General features: G+C 70.6%; 10 protein-coding genes. 2 read left to right on the top strand and 8 right to left on the bottom strand.

The features are described 5' to 3' along the window. Nucleotides 1–29 precede the first annotated feature (29 nt). The 5 genes from gyrA to VGB24_RS23925 form a co-directional block, all read right to left on the bottom strand. Nucleotides 30–2645 (bottom strand): DNA gyrase subunit A, encoded by a 2616-nt coding sequence (gyrA, locus tag VGB24_RS23905; RefSeq protein WP_414676807.1) that lies wholly within the window; start codon nucleotides 2643–2645, stop codon nucleotides 30–32. A gap of 734 nt (nucleotides 2646–3379) precedes the next feature. Continuing rightward, complete coding sequence (locus tag VGB24_RS23910) at nucleotides 3380–3622, bottom strand: hypothetical protein (RefSeq protein WP_331075448.1); 243 nt, start codon at nucleotides 3620–3622, stop codon at nucleotides 3380–3382. Next, complete coding sequence (locus tag VGB24_RS23915) at nucleotides 3610–4182, bottom strand: hypothetical protein (RefSeq protein WP_331075449.1); 573 nt, start codon at nucleotides 4180–4182, stop codon at nucleotides 3610–3612. Before VGB24_RS23915 ends, VGB24_RS23910 begins: the two co-directional genes overlap by 13 nt. 255 nt (nucleotides 4183–4437) lie before the next feature. After that, a complete protein-coding gene (locus VGB24_RS23920) occupies nucleotides 4438–5730 on the bottom strand; it encodes an amidohydrolase family protein (RefSeq protein ID WP_331075450.1) in 1293 nt (430 codons plus the stop codon). Further along, the gene (locus tag VGB24_RS23925) at nucleotides 5727–7160 is read right to left on the bottom strand and encodes an amidohydrolase (RefSeq protein ID WP_331075451.1); all 1434 of its coding nucleotides are present in this window, start codon (nucleotides 7158–7160) and stop codon (nucleotides 5727–5729) included. The genes VGB24_RS23920 and VGB24_RS23925 overlap by 4 nt, the downstream gene beginning before the upstream one ends. A 270-nt stretch (nucleotides 7161–7430) precedes the next feature. Here VGB24_RS23925 and VGB24_RS23930 point away from each other — a divergent pair, with 270 nt between their 5' ends. Beyond that, nucleotides 7431–8639, top strand: coding sequence for a PepSY-associated TM helix domain-containing protein (locus VGB24_RS23930; RefSeq protein WP_331075452.1), 1209 nt, complete (start codon nucleotides 7431–7433; stop codon nucleotides 8637–8639). Nucleotides 8640–8767: 128 nt separating this feature from the next. Next, complete coding sequence (locus tag VGB24_RS23935) at nucleotides 8768–9340, top strand: hypothetical protein (RefSeq protein ID WP_331075453.1); 573 nt, start codon at nucleotides 8768–8770, stop codon at nucleotides 9338–9340. Between the two features lie 133 nt (nucleotides 9341–9473). Here VGB24_RS23935 and uvrA read toward each other — a convergent pair whose 3' ends face one another. The 3 genes from uvrA to VGB24_RS23950 all read right to left on the bottom strand — a co-directional run bounded on the left by uvrA (nucleotide 9474) and on the right by VGB24_RS23950 (nucleotide 15975). Next, on the bottom strand, nucleotides 9474–12326 hold the full coding sequence (gene uvrA / locus VGB24_RS23940; protein WP_331075454.1) for an excinuclease ABC subunit UvrA: 2853 nt from the start codon (nucleotides 12324–12326) through the stop codon (nucleotides 9474–9476). A gap of 170 nt (nucleotides 12327–12496) precedes the next feature. Further along, complete coding sequence (locus tag VGB24_RS23945) at nucleotides 12497–15700, bottom strand: PAS domain S-box protein (protein WP_331075455.1); 3204 nt, start codon at nucleotides 15698–15700, stop codon at nucleotides 12497–12499. After that, nucleotides 15697–15975 (bottom strand): circadian clock KaiB family protein, encoded by a 279-nt coding sequence (locus VGB24_RS23950; protein ID WP_331075456.1) that lies wholly within the window; start codon nucleotides 15973–15975, stop codon nucleotides 15697–15699. Before VGB24_RS23950 ends, VGB24_RS23945 begins: the two co-directional genes overlap by 4 nt. Nucleotides 15976–16135 lie beyond the last annotated feature (160 nt).

Raw genomic sequence — 16135 nt, forward strand, 5'->3', positions numbered from 1 at the left:
CCCGCTCGTCGTCATGCCCGACGTTGCGCTTACTCGTCGCCGAGCAGCTCGTCGATGGAGTCGTCGCCGGCGTCCTCGTCGATCAGGTCGCCCGCGTCGGCCGGCTCGTCGTCGAACTCGCCGTCTTCCGGGTCGATCCCCAGCGACTCCTCCAGCGCGGTGCTGTCCACCACCTCCTGGCCGGGCTCCTCGTCGGCCAGGATGGCCTTGGGCTCCTCGTCCTCGTTCACCACGCGCGCCACGTCCATCACCGCGTCCTTGGCGCCCAGGTTGATCAGCTTGACGCCCTGGGTGTTGCGGCCGATGGAGCGGATGCCGTCCACCGGGGTGCGGATGATCACGCCCTGCCGGGTGATCACCATCAGCTCGTCGCCGTCGTGCACCTCCTTGATGGCCACGACGCGACCCGTCTTGTCGGAGATGCGCACGTTGATCACCCCGCGCCCGCCGCGGCGCTGGCAGCGGTAGGCCTCCAGCGGGGTGCGCTTGCCCATCCCCAGCTCGGTGATCACCAGCAGCGACGAGCCCGGCTTGGTGACCACCATGCCGATGACCTCGTCGCTCTCCTGCAGGGTGATGCCGCGCACGCCGGTGGTGGCGCGCCCCATCTCGCGGACGTCCTTTTCCTCGAAGCGGATGGCCATCCCCTCGCGCGTGGCCAGCACCACGTTGCACGAGCCGTCGGCGGGGATCACGGTGATCAGCTCGTCGTCCTCGAGCACGTTGATGGCGTTCAGCCCCACGCGGCGCGGGTTTCCGTACGCCGCCAGCGACGTCTTCTTCACCACGCCCTTGCGGGTGGCGAAGATCAGCGACTTGTCGGGGCTGAAGGTGCGCACCGGCACCAGCGCCGCCACCTTCTCGTCGGAGGCGATGTTGATCAGGTTCACCACCGGCTTGCCGCGGCTGTTGCGGCTGCCCACGGGAATCTCGTGCACCTTCAGCCAGTAGCACTGGCCGTCGCGGGTGAAGAACATCAGGTAGTCGTGGGTGTTGGCCAGGAACAGGTGCTCCACCCAGTCTTCTTCCTTGGTCTTCATCCCCTCGATCCCCCGCCCGCCGCGCGCCTGGGCGCGGTAGGTGTCGGAGGGCACGCGCTTGATGTAGCCCGTGTGGCTGACGGTGATCACCATCTCCTCGTCGGGGATCAGGTCCTCGATGGAGAGGCTCGACGCGTCGCCCAGGATCTCGGTGCGCCGCTCGTCGCCGAACTTGTCGGCAACCTCGATCAGCTCGTCCTTGATGATGGACTTGCGCCGCTCGACGTTGCCCAGGATGTCCTCGAGGTCGGCGATGGTGGCGCGCACCTCGCCCAGCTCGGCCTCCAGCTGCTCGATCTCCAGCCCGGTCAGGCGCGCCAGCCGCATGTTCAGGATGGCGTCGCTCTGCCGCTCCGAGAGCGCGAACCGCGTCCGCAGGGCCACCCCCGCCTCGCCCGTGGTCTCGGAGCCGCGGATGATGGCGATCACCTCGTCGATGTTGTCGACGGCGATCTTGAGGCCTTCCAGGATGTGCTCGCGCTCGCGCGCCTTGCGAAGCTCGAACTCGGCCCGGCGGCGCACCACGGTGTGCCGGTGCTGCACGAAGTGCTGAAGCATCTCGCGCAGGCCCATGATCTTGGGCACGCCCCCCGCCAGCGCCAGCATGATGATGCCGAAGGTGCTCTGCAGCTGCGTATGCTTGTACAGCTGGTTGAGCACGATGTGGGGAATGGCGTCGCGCTTGAGCTCGATGACCACGCGGATGCGGCGGTCGCTCTCGTCGCGAAGGTCGGCGATCCCCTCGATCTTCTTGTCGCGCACCAGCTCGGCGATGTGCTCGATCACCCGCGACTTGTTCACCTGGAACGGCACCTCGGTGATGACGATGCGCTCGCGGCCGCCTTCCTTTTCCTCGATCTCGGCGCGCGCGCGCAGCACCACGCGGCCGCGGCCGTGCTCGTACGCGCCGCGGAAGCCGTCGCGCCCGTAGATCACGCCGCCGGTGGGAAAGTCGGGCCCCCGCACGAACTGGTGAAGGTCTTCCCAGGTGGCGTCGGGGTTGTCGATCAGGTGCACGCAGGCGTTCACCACCTCGCGCAGGTTGTGCGGCGGAATGTTGGTGGCCATGCCCACCGCGATGCCGCTCGAGCCGTTGACCAGCAGGTTGGGGAACTTCGCCGGGAGGACCTTCGGCTCCATGAGCCGGTCGTCGTAGTTCGGCGAAAAGTCGACCGTTTCCTTGTCGATGTCGGCCAGCAGCTCCATGGCCAGCGGCGCCAGGCGCGACTCGGTGTAGCGGTAGGCCGCCGCCGCGTCGCCGTCGATGCTGCCGAAGTTGCCCTGCCCGTCGACCAGCGGGTAGCGCAGGGAAAAGTCCTGCACCATGCGCACGAGGGCGTCGTACACCGAGGAGTCGCCGTGCGGGTGGTACTTGCCCAGCACGTCGCCCACCACCGTCGCGCACTTCTTGTAGGCGCGGGTGGGGATGAGCCCCGCCTCCTGCATGGCGAACAGGATGCGGCGGTGCACCGGCTTGAGGCCGTCGCGCACGTCGGGAAGCGCGCGCTGCACGATGACGCTCATCGAGTAGTCGATGAACGACTCGCGCATCTCCTGCTCGATCAGCCGGGGCAGGATGCGCGAAACGGGAATGCCCGGGACCATGACCGGCTCGTCGCCGTCGTGGTCGGGCGTCTCTGGCGTGAAGTCGTCGGACATCTGGGCGTGTGGAACGGTCTGGAAAGCGTTGCCTGACGCGCACTTGGGCGCTCGGGGGATGATACCCCGGCGAGGCCGTCCGGTGCCCCGGGCAGAGGGGGGCCGAGAAGGTCATCAACGTACGCTTTGGGGCTGCTTTCCGCCAGTGCGCGCGCATGCCTGCGCGTACGACCGCGCGTACGTGCGCGAGGGGTGGGAGTGTGGGAGTGCGTTAGTGCGTTAGTGCGTTAGTGCGTTAGTGCGTTAGTGCGTTAGTGCGTTAGTGCGTTAGTGCGGGAGTGCGGGAGTGCGTTAGTGCGGGAGTGCGTGAGTGCGGGAGTGCGGGAGTGCGGGAGTGCGGGAGTGCGGGAGTGCGGGAGTGCGGGAGTGCGGGAGTGCGGGAGTGCCCGGCGCTGCTGGGGCGAAGAATTCGCGGCAACGACTACCCGAAGTCCTTCTGCGCGGCTTCTGCGCGGACTGCATGCGGGCGTGCAGCCTCGCATCTCGCGCGCGTCCACGGCAGGGGTGAGGGGACCGCTATTGAAGCCGCGAACGGCCGGCCGGCAGCCGTGTCGGGCTTGCCGCTGCTCCAGCCGCGGGTTCACCCGGCGGTGGTTCCACCGTCCGACGGGCGCGCCACTCCAAGCACGAGCGCCCCCGCGGACACAGGTCCACAGGGGCGCTTTTCGAATACGTGCGGCTTACAGGAATTCGCGCTTCGGCGCGGGGCCTCCACTCGCGGCCGGCTCTTCCATGCTCTGGAGCTTCGCAAGGACCTCCGGCGAGAGCGAGGAAATGAACTCCGTAGCGCGGATGCGACGACGGACTTCTTCGCGCCACAACGGATCAGAGGTGTCGAACGCGCGCTGAATCCGCGCGGAAACGCTCCGCTCGCCCCGGGTGTTCGGAACTGGCTCACTCATCGGCACTCTCAGGATGTCCATGCCTTACACTCCTGTTCGCAATGTATTGGCCGCCCTCCGTTCCGCACAACCCGGCATCCAAGGCTCTGGTAGAACTCGATCAGGCGCGGGTCTGGCTGGGTAATCCGGAGCAGCCGAGCGCCGAAGTTGCTGCCGTAGTTGCGCGCCGCGGCAATCCCCAGTAGCGCGACGTTGCGGCGCAATGCCACAGGCGGGGGTTCCGGACGGCGTTCGATTCGGCTCACCGTCACCGTGAGGCGCCGGCCGCCGGTGCGCCGCGGGGACAGGTGGCCCAGAGCCAGCCCGCAGAGATCGTCACCGTACCAGATCGCGAGGGGCATGATCGCTGGGCGGTGCGGCAACCGCTCCACGAGCCGCGGCCAATCCCAGCCACCCGCACCGGACGGGTGCCGGCTGGTCCACGTCTCACGCCAGGCTTGCAGCGCCCGATGGTCGATGTCGGCCAGCCGCAGCGCCGGTCCGCAGATCCCCGCGGTCAGCGCAGCGTCCCGTGTAATGGCGTACGCTTCGCGGCGGACGGTGGCATGTCGCTCCCGTGCTCGCCGATATGTCTCGATCACCGTCCACTTCCCGCTCCACAGGCTGCGTCCCGTGGCTCTCCCCGCATCCCATGGCGCGGGTTGGAGCGCCGGCACGTACAGCCCTCGGATCAGGAGGAACCGCCCTGTCCACAATGTAAACGTGAACAGAGGAAGCACGCAAGCCTGACGAACAGCGCCCCCGCGGACACCAAGTCCGCGGGGGCGCATCAAACTCTGTCGTCAGCGAGTGCAGTTAGACGCACTCACGCACTCACGCACTCACGCACTGCCCGGTCACGGCTGCCGGTACGTCCTCACGTTCTCGTCGAGCGTGCGGTACCGGTCGCGCAGCTGCGTCTCGCGGCTGACCAGCGGCACCTCCTGCCCGCGGATGATCACGTGCTCCACGCGGGTGAGCAGCTCGAAGGGGTCGCCGCTCCACACCACCACGTTCGCCACCTTCCCCGCCTCCAGCGAGCCGTACCGGTCGGCCACGCCCCAGATCTGCGCCGGATACAGCGTCACGGCGCGGAACGCCTCGGCCCAGGGCAGGCCGTACGCCACGGCGTTCCCCGCCTCCTGGCGGATGGTGTACGCCCGCCACGTCTCGCCGCTGGTGAGCGCCACCTGCACGCCCGCCCGGCGAAGACGCGCGGCGTTCTCGTAGGTGGCGCCCAGCGACTCGAAGCTCCCGGGCAGGTTGTTGAGCACCTTCACCAGCACCGGCACCCGCGCCCGCGCCAGCTCGTCCGCCACCATCCAGGCCTCGGTGCCTCCCGTGACGATCAGCCGCAGGTCGTACTCGCGGGCAATGCGTAGCGCGAGCTGGATGTCGCTGGCGCGGTGCGCCTCCACCACCAGCGGCTCCCGCCCCGCGAGCACCGGCTGCAGCGCCTCCAGGTCCAGCCGGCTCACCGAAAACTCGCGCGTTTCGCCCCGCTCGAAGCTCTGCCGGTTGCGCGCATAGGCCCGGGCATCCTCCAGCACCTCGCGCAGCCGCATGGAGACGGCGGCGCGGGGCCCGCCCACAGCGCCGCGGGCGTTCTCGCCCAGGCTGGCGTACATCCCGATCGGAGAAACCACCGTCATGTCTTCCACGCGGTTGCCGACCAGGTCGATCATCGCTCCCTGCCCGGAGATCAGGCTCCCGGACGGCCGGGTGATCGCCGTGGTGACGCCCATGATCCGGACGATGGGAACCACCATGCTCCGCGGGTTCAATCCCTCGGTTACGGTGAAGGCGGCCTGCACCTGGTCGTCGGTGTCGCGGCGCGAGGTGACGTCCCGGATCTCCGCGTCGTTGCTTTCGGTGATGGAGCCGACCTCGGTGATCCCCATCGTGGTGCTGCTCTCGATGAGCCCCGGCGTCACCCACTTGCCCGTGGCGTCGATCCGGCGCGCGCCTGCGGGAATGGCGACGTTGGCGCCCACGGCGGTGATCCGCCCGTTCTGGATGACCACCGTGCCGCCGCGGATGGGCGTTCCGTCGGCCGTGTACACGTCGCCGCCCACGATGGCGATGGCCTGGGCCCCGGCCGGGGCGGCGGCGAAGCAGAGCGCCGCCGCGGTGAGAAGAATCCGGTTCATCGTACGGCCTCCGCGGGGAAGAGCCCAACCTCGAAGTCGGTGCGGGGCTGGCGGTTCGGGTTCATCCGGTCGTACAGCAGCGCGCCGTCGATGAAGACCTGGTCCGCCCGGGCGTAGACGCTGAACGGGTTGTGGCTCCAGATCACCACGTCGGCGTGCTTCCCCGCCTCCAGCGTGCCTACCTGCTGGTGGATGCCGAGCGCCCACGCGGCGTTTGCCGTAATCCAGCGCAGCGCGTCGTTGTCGCTGATCTCCATCCCCATCTCGCGGCCGGCCTGGAGCGCCTTCGCCGCTTCCTGGTTCAGCTTCTGGATGCCGGTGGGGTCGTCGGAGTGCACCACGGCGATGCCGCCCGCCTGGTGCAGCATGGCGACGTTGGCGCGGGTGAAGTCCAGCGCCTCCATCTTGAAGCCGCCCCAATCCGCCCACAGCGAGCCGCTGATGCTGTCGCGGGCCATCAGGTCGCGCACCTTGTACGCTTCTACCCCGTGGTGGAAGGAGCGGATGCGGTAGCCGAACTCGCGCGCGATGTCGATCATCTGCGCCATCTCGTCGCCGCGGTAGCAGTGGTTGTGCACCAGGATCTCTCCCCGCAGCACCCCCGCCAGCGTTTCCAGCTCCAGGTCGCGCGTCGGCGCGCTTCCGCCGCCTCCCCCGCCGCCGCCCGCGTCGCCGGAGGTCCCGCCCCGGTTGCCTGCCGCGTCCATCCGGCGGCGATAGTCCTGGGCGCGGATCCACGCGCTGCGGAAGCCGGCGACGTTGCCCATGCGGGTGGCCGGGCCGCCGCGCTGGCCGTACACGCGCTTCGGGTTTTCGCCGCACGCCATCTTCAGCCCGTACGGCGCGCCGGGAAACTTCATTCCCTGCGCCGTGCGGCTGGGCACGTTCTTGAGCGTGACGCTGCGCCCGCCGAAGAGGTTGGCGCTGCCGGGAAGGATCTGCATGGAGGTGACGCCGCCCTCCAGCGCCCGGGTGAAGCCGGGGTCGTGCGGCCACACCGAGTGCTCGGCCCACACCTCGGCGGTGTTGGGGCTGGTGGCCTCGTTGCCGTCGCTGTGCGCCTGCACGCCGGGGCTGGCGTACACGCCCAAATGCGAGTGCGTGTCGATGACCCCGGGCGTCACGAACCTGCCCGTGGCGTCCAGCACCACCGCGTCCGCCGGCGCCTGCAGGGCGGTGCCCACGGCGGCGATGCGTCCGTCCACCATCAGCACTTCGCCGTTGGGGATGACCTGCCCGGCCGCCGTCATCACCGTGCCGCCCCGGATCAGCGTGGGGCGCGAGGCCAGGGGGCGGTAGGTGGATGGGAAGGGATCGCTGGACTGCCGCTGCGCCGCATCGGGCGCGGGCCCCTGCGCGGGGGGCGCGGCCGTGCCTCGCGTGCAGCCGGCCAGGGCCGCCAGCGCGAGCGCCGACAACACACGCTTCATCTGGGCTTCTCCGTTCGGTGGAAGAAGGCGCGGCACACGTTCAAGTTTTTTAGCACGTGGATCGCCGGTCATGGGCCGCGGGAACGTCCCCGCCATTGTAGGCCCGGCGGGGCGGGGCGGGCAAGGGCGCGCCGGCCGCGGGGCTTGCGGGGATCGGGGAGCCGGGATATCGTCCGGCTACTCTGATTGAGAATCATTCTCAACCTACTCTCCGCCGCCGTTTCGGGGGGGCAGGGCGTGTACGTCATACGAACTGGAAAGCGTCCCGCGATGCGGCAGTTTCGAACCGTGATCTTCTGGGCGCACCTGCTCACGGCCATCCCCGCCGCCCTGGTGGTGCTGGTGATGTCGGTGACGGGCGTGCTGCTGACCTACCAGCGGGAGCTGACCGCCTGGGCCGACACGCGCGGGCTGGACGGGTCACCCCCGGCCGCGGGTGCCGCGCGCCTTCCCGCGGACGTGCTGATGCAGCGGGTGACCGCGGGGGAAAAGGGAAAGCCCACCACGCTGCGGTGGCACGCGGATCCCGAGCGCCCCGTGGAGGTGGCGTTCGGCCGCGAAAAGGCGGTGTTCGTGAACGCGTACACGGGACAGGTGCTGAGCGCGGGCTCTCCCGGCGTCCGCGGCTTCTTCCGAACGGTAGTTGCGTGGCACCGCTGGTTGGGCGCGCAGGGCGAGGGGCCGGCGCGCGACCGGGGCAAGGCGCTGACGGGCGCCGCCAACCTGATGTTCCTCTTCCTCGTGGTCAGCGGCTTCTATCTCTGGTGGCCGCGCAACTGGAATGCGGCGGCGATGCGCAACGTGCTGCTGTTCCGGCGCGGGCTGCCGGGCAAGGCGCGCGACTTCAACTGGCACAACGTCATCGGCTTCTGGTCTGCCGTGCCGCTGTTCCTGATCGTTCTTTCCGGCGTGGTCATCTCCTACCGCTGGGCGGGCGACCTGGTGTACCGCGCCGTGGGCGAGGCGCCCCCGCCCCCTGCGGGCGGCGGTGCGTCGGCTGGAGCCCGCGGCGGCAAAGGCGATGCGCCCCGCCTGACCGGGATCGAGGCCCTGCGCGTCCGCGCCGAGCGGCAGGTGGGCGGGTGGCGAAGCATCACGCTGCAGATCCCCTCCGAGGCCGATAAGCCCGTCGCGTTCACCATTGACCGGGGAGACGGTGGGCAGCCGCAGAAGCGGGCGAGCCTGTCGCTCTCCGCCACGGGCCATGTGGAGAAGTGGGAGCCTTTCGCCGCGAGCACCCGGGGGCGCCAGGTGCGCAGCTTCCTTCGCTTCGCGCACACGGGCGAGGTCGCGGGGCTGGCCGGGCAGACGGTGGCCGGGCTGGTGTCGCTGGGCGCCGCGCTGCTCGTGTGGACGGGCCTTTCGCTCTCGCTGCGCCGCTTCCGCGCCTGGCGTGGCCGCCGGCGCGAGCGCTTCGTCCCCGTCCGGTCTCGCTCCGAGACAGCCCCCGTCCCCGTGGGAGGACGAGCCGGGCGCTGATACGGAAGCAGGAATCGGAAACATCCGCGTGGTTCCTAAGTTTTTGTGATTTCGTCGTTTGGCCTCTGCATTGCCCTCTGTGGCTGCCGAGATTCGGACGCACGACACCGAACAGTGGAGCCAAGCAGATGATGACGATGAAGTTCTCCCTTCCCCTGGTGCTGGCGTTCGCGGCGGCTCTTTCGGCCACGCCGGCGGATGCACAGAAGGGCGGGAACGGCAACGGACGCGGGCAGGGCCAGGAGCAGCGCGACCGCGACCGTGACGACGACGACCGGTATGATCGCGACGACGACCGTGACGAGCGGCATGCGCGTGACCGCCGCGACGAGCCGCGGTTCGAGCGCCGCGGCGAGCGCCGGGTGCCGCCGGGGTGGTGCCAGGGGCGCGGCAACCCGCACAACACCGCCGCCAACTGCCGGTACAACAGCCGTTCGTCCACGTGGGAGCGGTTGGACAGCCGCACCGGACGCTACGAGACGCGCGACCAGTACGAGCGCCGCACGCGCGACAGCCGCTACGGCGGCACCAGCGGCTCGTATGAAGAGGCGCACCGCGAATTCCACTACTCGCACGACCGACAGTGCCGCGAGCGCGCCTCGCAGCGTCCGCTGGACATCCGCTGGCAGGTGCAGGTTCGCGGCGAGTGCAAGGCCGCCCACGACGAGTTCCACCGCCGCTGGGGCACGGCGCACCGGTAGGAAAGTGCGGGAGTAACAACAGTTTCACGCAGAGGACGCAGAGGGAACTGAGAGGACGCAGAGGTCAGCCACGGCCCCTCTGCGTCCTCTCTGTCTTCTCTGCGTCCTCTGCGTGAAATGCAGTTTATTCGTTCTAATCCGCGGCCAGGAGCGGGGCCAGCCACTGGCCCGTCACGCTCTCGGGAACGCGGACGATCTCCTCCGGCCGCCCCATCGCCACCACGTGCCCGCCGTCGGGGCCAGCGCCGGGGCCCAGGTCCACGATCCAGTCCGCCGTCTTGATCACGTCCAGGTTGTGCTCGATCAGGATCACCGTGTGCCCCGCGTCGGCCAGGTCGCCCAGCACGCGCAGCAGCTTGCGGATGTCGTCCATGTGGAGCCCGGTGGTGGGCTCGTCCATGATGTACAGCTTGCGCCCGCCGCGCCGCGCCCCCATCGCCAGCTCGCGCGCCACCTTGATCCGCTGCGCCTCGCCCCCGGACAGCGTGGGCGCGGGCTGCCCCAGCCGCAGGTATCCCAGCCCCACCTGCTGAAGGTGCCAGAGGATTTCGCCCAGCCGGTCCTCGTGAAGAAAGAAGCGGATGGCCTCGTCCACCGTCATCTCCAGCACGTCGCGGATGGACCGTCCGCGGTACTTCACCTCCAGCACCTCGGGCTTGAACCGCGCGCCGCCGCAGATTTCGCAGGGGACGAAGACGTCGGCCATGAACACCATCTCCACCTGCACCTGCCCCTCGCCCTTGCACGCCTCGCAGCGCCCCCCCGCCACGTTGAACGAGAAGTGCCCGGGCCCGAACCCCAGCCGCTTCGCGTCCGGCAGGCTGGAGAAGATGCGGCGCACGTCGTCGTACGCCTTGATGTAGGTCACGGGGTTGGAGCGCGGCGTGCGGCCGATGGGCGACTGGTCCACCAGCACCACCTCGCGCAGCGTGCCCACGCCCTGCAGCCGCTCGTATCCGCCCACCGTCTCGCCCAGGTGCCGCTTGGCGCTGGTTTCCCCGCCGGACAGCTCGCGCTCCACGGCGCGGAAGAGAACGTCGTGCACCAGCGTGCTCTTTCCCGATCCCGACACCCCCGTCACCACCGTGATGGCGCCCAGGGGAAAGACGGCCGCGTCGCCCTTCAGGTTGTGCTCGCGCGCGCCCTCCAGCCGCAGCCGCAGCCCGTCCACCCCCCGCCGGCGCGCGGGAACGGCGATGCTTTCCCGGCCGGAGAGGTAGCGGCCCGTCAACGTGTCGGCCACCATCAGCTGCTCCAGCGTGCCCTGGAACATCAGCTCGCCGCCCAGTTCGCCACTGCCGGGCCCCAGCTCCACCAGCCAGTCGGCCAGGCGCATGGCCTCGGGGTCGTGCTCCACCACGATGACGGTGTTGCCGTGCTCGCGCAGGCGCACGAGCAGGCGAAGCAGGCGGTCGTTGTCCGCGGGGTGAAGGCCGATCGTGGGCTCGTCGAGCACGTAGAGCGTGTCGACCAGGCGGCTGCCCAGCGCGTTGGAAAGGGAGATGCGCTGCGCCTCGCCGCCGGAAAGCGTGCGCGTCTGCCGGTCGAGCGTCAGGTATCCCAGCCCCACGTCCACCAGGAAGCCCACCCGCGAGTCCAGCTCCTTGAGGATGGACGCGGCGATCTCGCGCTCCTGCCCGGTCAGCGGCGGCTGGGGACAGTCGGGGTCGCCCGCGCGGCCGTGCAGCATGGCCGCCAGCCAGGGCCGCAGCCTGGCCAGGGGAAGGGCGGACACGTCGGCCACGGTGCGGTTGGCCACGCGCACCCGCAGCGCCTCGGGACGCAGCTTGGCGCCGCCGCACACCGGGCAGTCCTGGCTGCTCTGGTACTGGCGCAGGAAGACGCGGATGTACTGCTTGTAGCGCTTTTCCTCCAGCGCCTCCAGGAACTGGAACATGCCCTGGAACCCGCGCGTGCCGTGGAGGACGGCGCGGCGGAACTCCTCGGGAAGCCCGGCCCACGGCGCGTCCATCGACACGCCCTGCTTCGCCGCGAAGTCCGAGAGCTTGCGGCGGCGGTCCTCGTAGCGCGGCTTGCTCCACGGGTCCACCGCGCCTTCGGCCAGGGAGCGCGACGCGTTGGGAACGATCAGCGACTCGTCGTAGCGCAGCACCGCGCCGAAGCCGGTGCACTCCGGGCACGAGCCGTACGGGTTGTTGAAGGAAAAGAGCTGGGGCGAGGGAGTGGCGAACTCGATCTCCGGGTGGTCCGGGCAGCGGAACCGCTCCGTGAAGCGCAGCGCCGGCGCCGCCAGGGGAACGACGACGGCCTCGCCCTCGCCCTCGGCGAAGGCCGTCTGCAGCGAGTCGGCCAGGCGCGCCGCGTCGTCCGGGTCGGCCCTCAGGCGGTCGACCACCACCAGCAGCTCGCGCGACCTGGTGAGGTCGATCCCGCCGGGCAGCTCGTCCAGGTGAAGCTCGCGCCCGTCCGCCAGCAGGCGCACGAAGCCCAGCGCGCGTAGGTTGTCGACCACCAGCGCATGGGTGACACGGGCGGAGAGCGGAAGGGGAAAGCACACCATCAGCCGGGTGCCGCCGGGGAGCGCCAGGATGGCGTCGGTGGCCGACTGCACGCTGTCGGGCTTCACCTCGCGGCCGCACGGCTGGTCCGGGTGCGGCCCGGGGCAGTAGGTGCGCCCCACGCGCGCCCACAGCAGGCGAAGGTAGTCGTACACCTCCGTGGCCGTGCCCACGGTGCTGCGGCTGGTCTTGGTGGGGTTGCGCTGCTCGATGGCCACGGCGGGCGAAATGCCCTCCACCCGGTCCACGTCCGGCTTTTCCATTCGGTCGAGGAACTGCTTGGCGTAGGTGGAAAGCGATTCCACGTAGCGCCGCTGCCCCTCGGCGTAGACGGTGTCGAAGGCCAGCGACGACTTGCCCGAACCCGACGGCCCCGTGACCACCACGACGGCGCGCCGGGGGATGTCGAGGTCCAGGTTCTTGAGGTTGTGCTGCCGGGCCCCGCGAATGACGATGCGATCCTTCATATTCCCGAAAACATACCGAACTCGCCAGCCGTGCGCAAAGTGCACGGACCAGCTGCGTTTCCGGGGCACGAACCGCGCCCTTCGTCCCACGTTCGGGGCTGAAACACGACCGCCCCCGGCGGGGGCCGGGGGCGGTCGTGACTTCGAGGGCGGCGAATTCCGCCCGCGGATCAGTGCCGCCGCGCGTCGAGCAGCGAGCGCACCTGGGCCAGGATGGCGTGCGGCGAGAAGGGCTTCTGGAGGAAGTGGGTGTCGGCGGTGCGGATTCCCCGGCGGAGGATGTCGTCGTCGGTGTAGCCCGACATGTACAGCACGGGCGCGCCGCCCGCGATGTGCGAGATCTCCCCCGCCGCGGCCGGCCCGCTGCGCCCGGGCATCACCACGTCCGAGATCACTAGGTCGATGCGGTCGGCCTGCAGCCGGGCCATTTCCAGCGCCTCGGATCCGTCGCGCGCCTCCAGCACGGTGTAGCCGTGGCGGGTGAGCACGCGGCGCGTCAGGCTGCGCACCGCCTCCTCGTCCTCGATCAGCAGCACGGTCTCGGTGCCGGTGGGCGACGGGGACCGGGGCTCCGCCCCGGCCGGCTCCGGCGTGGCGCGGGCGGGCAGGTACACCCGGAACTCGGTGCCCTTGCCGGGCGCGCTGTCGACGAACACGTGGCCGTCGCTCTGCCTGGCGATGCCGTACACCGTGCTCAGCCCCAGCCCCGTGCCCTTGCCGGGCTCCTTGGTGGTGAAGAACGGCTCGAACACGCGCCGGCGCACCTCCTCCGGCATTCCCGTTCCCGAGTCCCTCACCGCCAGCACGGCGTACCGCCCCGGGGCCAGCCCCGCGTCGGGGCCCTCGTCGCCGGCCCGCACCTCCACCTCGCGCGTTTCCACCATGATCCGCCCGCCGCCGGCCGGAATGGCGTCGCGGGCGTTCACCACCAGGTTCAGCAGCACCTGCTCCAGCTGCCCGGGATCGGCCTCGGCCTGGGCCGCCGCCGCGCCGGCCTGGAAGCGCAGCTCCACGTCCTCGCCGATCAGCCGCTTGAGCATGGGGAGCAGGCCGCTCACCAGGCTGGCCAGGTTCACGGGCTGGGGCTTCAGGATCTGCCGGCGGCTGAAGGCCAGCAGCTGGCGCGTGAGGGTGGCCGCGCGCTCGGCGGCCTCGCCGATCTGGTGGATGTCGTCGCGGACGGGGTCGGCCGGGGGCAGGTCGGCCTTCAGCAGCTCGACGGTGCCCTGGATGACGGTGAGCAGGTTGTTGAAGTCGTGGGCCACCCCGCCGGCCAGCTGCCCCACGGCGTCCATCTTCTGCGACTGGCGAAGCTGCTCCTCGAGGTCGCGCCGCTCGGTGATGTCGAACGACACCCCCACCACGCCCACCAGCTCGCCGGTGGGGCCGCAGATGGGCGTGTCCGTCACCTGGGCCATGAAGGTGGTGCCGTCCCTGCGCCGCACCGGGAACTGCCCCGACCAGCTTTCGCCCCGCGACAGCCGCTCCATGATCTTCGCGGCCTCCTGCATCATCTCTTCCGAGGGGGTCACCTCCACCACGGAGCGGCCCATCACCTCGTGGCGCTTCCATCCGTAGAGCTCTTCGGCGAAGCGGTTCCAGTAGGTGATGTTCCCCTGCAGGTCGGTGGCGATCACCGCCTGCTCCACCGTGTCCAGGAGCAGCGCCTGGTGGTGGAGGGCGGCGTCGGCCGCGTCGCGCTGGCTGACGTCGAGCATGGAGCCGATCATCCGTTCCGGCCGGCCGTCTTCGCCGCGCACCAGGTGGGCACGGTCGTACACGCGGGCGTACGAGCCGTCGGCGCGCCGGAAGCGGTAGTCCTCGGACCAGTAGAGCCCCCTCCCGGCCAGGAAACGGTCCAGGCTGGCCCGCACGCGGGGGGTGTCGTCGGGGTGCACCTGCTCGTACCACCAGTCCGCCGTCCGGGGAACGGTGGCGAGGTCGTATCCCAGGGTGCCCAGGGCGGCGTTCCAGTCCAGCGTGCCGGCCGCCAGCTCCCAGTCGTAGATGATGTCGTTTGTGGCCAGGTTCACCAGCCGGAAGCGCTCGTCGCTGGCGCGCAGCGCGTCGAGCGCCCCGCGCTGCTCGGTGACGTCGGCGATCACCACCACCCCCGCGATCACCGCGCCCTGCGCGTCCATCACCGGCGAGGCGCTCAGCCGGGCGGTGCCCCGCGTGCCGTCGGCCCGGGGCACGTGGTACTCGTCGGGGCCGGCCGGCATGCCGGTGCGCAGCGCCCGGGAAAGGGGCCATTCCTCCGAGTGCACCCGGCGCCCGTCGGGGTGATGGCCCACCCACTCGCCGTACTCGCCGATGGAGGCCGAGGGCCGGTAGCCGTGGCCGAAGATCCGGTCCACCTGCTCGTTGCCCATCAGCAGCCGCCCGGACGGGGCCTCGGCGATCACCACGCCCACGGGAAGCTGGCGGAGCACGGCCTCGAGCAGCGCCCGCTTGGTCGCCAGCCGCTCCACCAGGTCCGCGGTTTCGCGCTCCCGGGCCTTGCGCTCGCTGATGTCGCGGAAGTAGACGGACACCCCGCCGTCCTCGGCCGGGTACGCGTGCACCTCGCGCCAGGTGTTCAGCGGGGCGTAGAACTCCTCGAACATGGTCGGCACGCGCTCGGCGGCCACGCGGCGGTACTCCGTTTCGAACCGGGTGCCGGCCGCGGCGGGAAAGGCCTCCCACAGGGTCCGGCCCAGGAGCTCCGCGCGCTCGCGGCGCATCAGCGCCTCGGCGCGCGAGTTCAGGTACGTGAAGCGCCAGCCGGCGTCCAGCGAGAAGAACGCGTCGGTCACGCTTTCCAGGATGCCGCTGATGCGCTTGTGCGCCGCCGCCAGCTCCCGGGTAGAGGCGTGGATGGCGGTGGTGTCGCGCAGCACCGCCAGGACGGACGCGAGCTCGCCGTCCATCCCCAGCTCGGGGTTCAGGCGCGCGTGGAGCACGCGCCCGGAGGCGCCCGCGCCGAAGACGAACTCGCCCTCGCGAGGCTGCCCCGTCGCCACCACCTCCTCGATGGCCGCCTGCACCCCGGCCGTTCCCGCCTCGCCCCCCATGAGCTCGTGAAGCAGGGTGCCGCGCAGCGTTTCCAGCGGCTCTCCACGCGTCCGCAGCGCCGCGGGGTTGGCGTACAGCACCCGGAGCCCCGGGCTCACGCGCAGGATGAGGTCGGCGGAGTTTTCGGCCAGGGCGCGGAACTCCTGCTCCTGGCGCACCAGCGCCTCCTGGGCGCCGCGCAGCAGCCAGCTCACCTGGCCGGCCGGGTCCACCAGGGCGTCCACCTGGCCGCCGGTGGCGTCGTCGATTTCTTCGAGAAGGGCGCCGAGCCGCGAGATGAGCTCGGGAAGGCGCTGCTGCGGGAGGACGGGAGCAATCATCGGCCAAGGGCGGCAAGGACCGCCGCGGTATCGGAAAGGTTGCCCAGCACCAGGGCCCGGCGGGGAGCCAGGCACACCAGCGCGGGGGTGACCAGGATGCCGTCCTCGCGGGCACGGCCGGGGGTCTGCGACAGGTCCACGATTTCCACTTCGCACTCGCCCAGTTCCTCGCGCACCCGCTGCAGGTTGCGGATGGCGGCGGCGGAGTTGGGGGCGTTCCCCGCCACGTACAGGCGAAGCTGCATGCCGGCGTCCGGCGGCGGCCCAGCGGTCATGGCTCGGCCCCGGCGTGCGCGGGGGGCGCGTCGGCGTCGCCCCGGCGCAGGACGCCGATGGTGTCCATGGCCTGGCGGCGGGCGCGGGCCTGGGCTTCGGCGTCGGCCGCCAGCGCCTCGCGCTCGGCCTCCAGCCCGTCGAGCTCGCGCGCCAGCTGCT

Origin of the sequence: Longimicrobium sp. (assembly GCF_036399935.1) — a bacterium.
GTDB lineage: Bacteria > Gemmatimonadota > Gemmatimonadetes > Longimicrobiales > Longimicrobiaceae > Longimicrobium.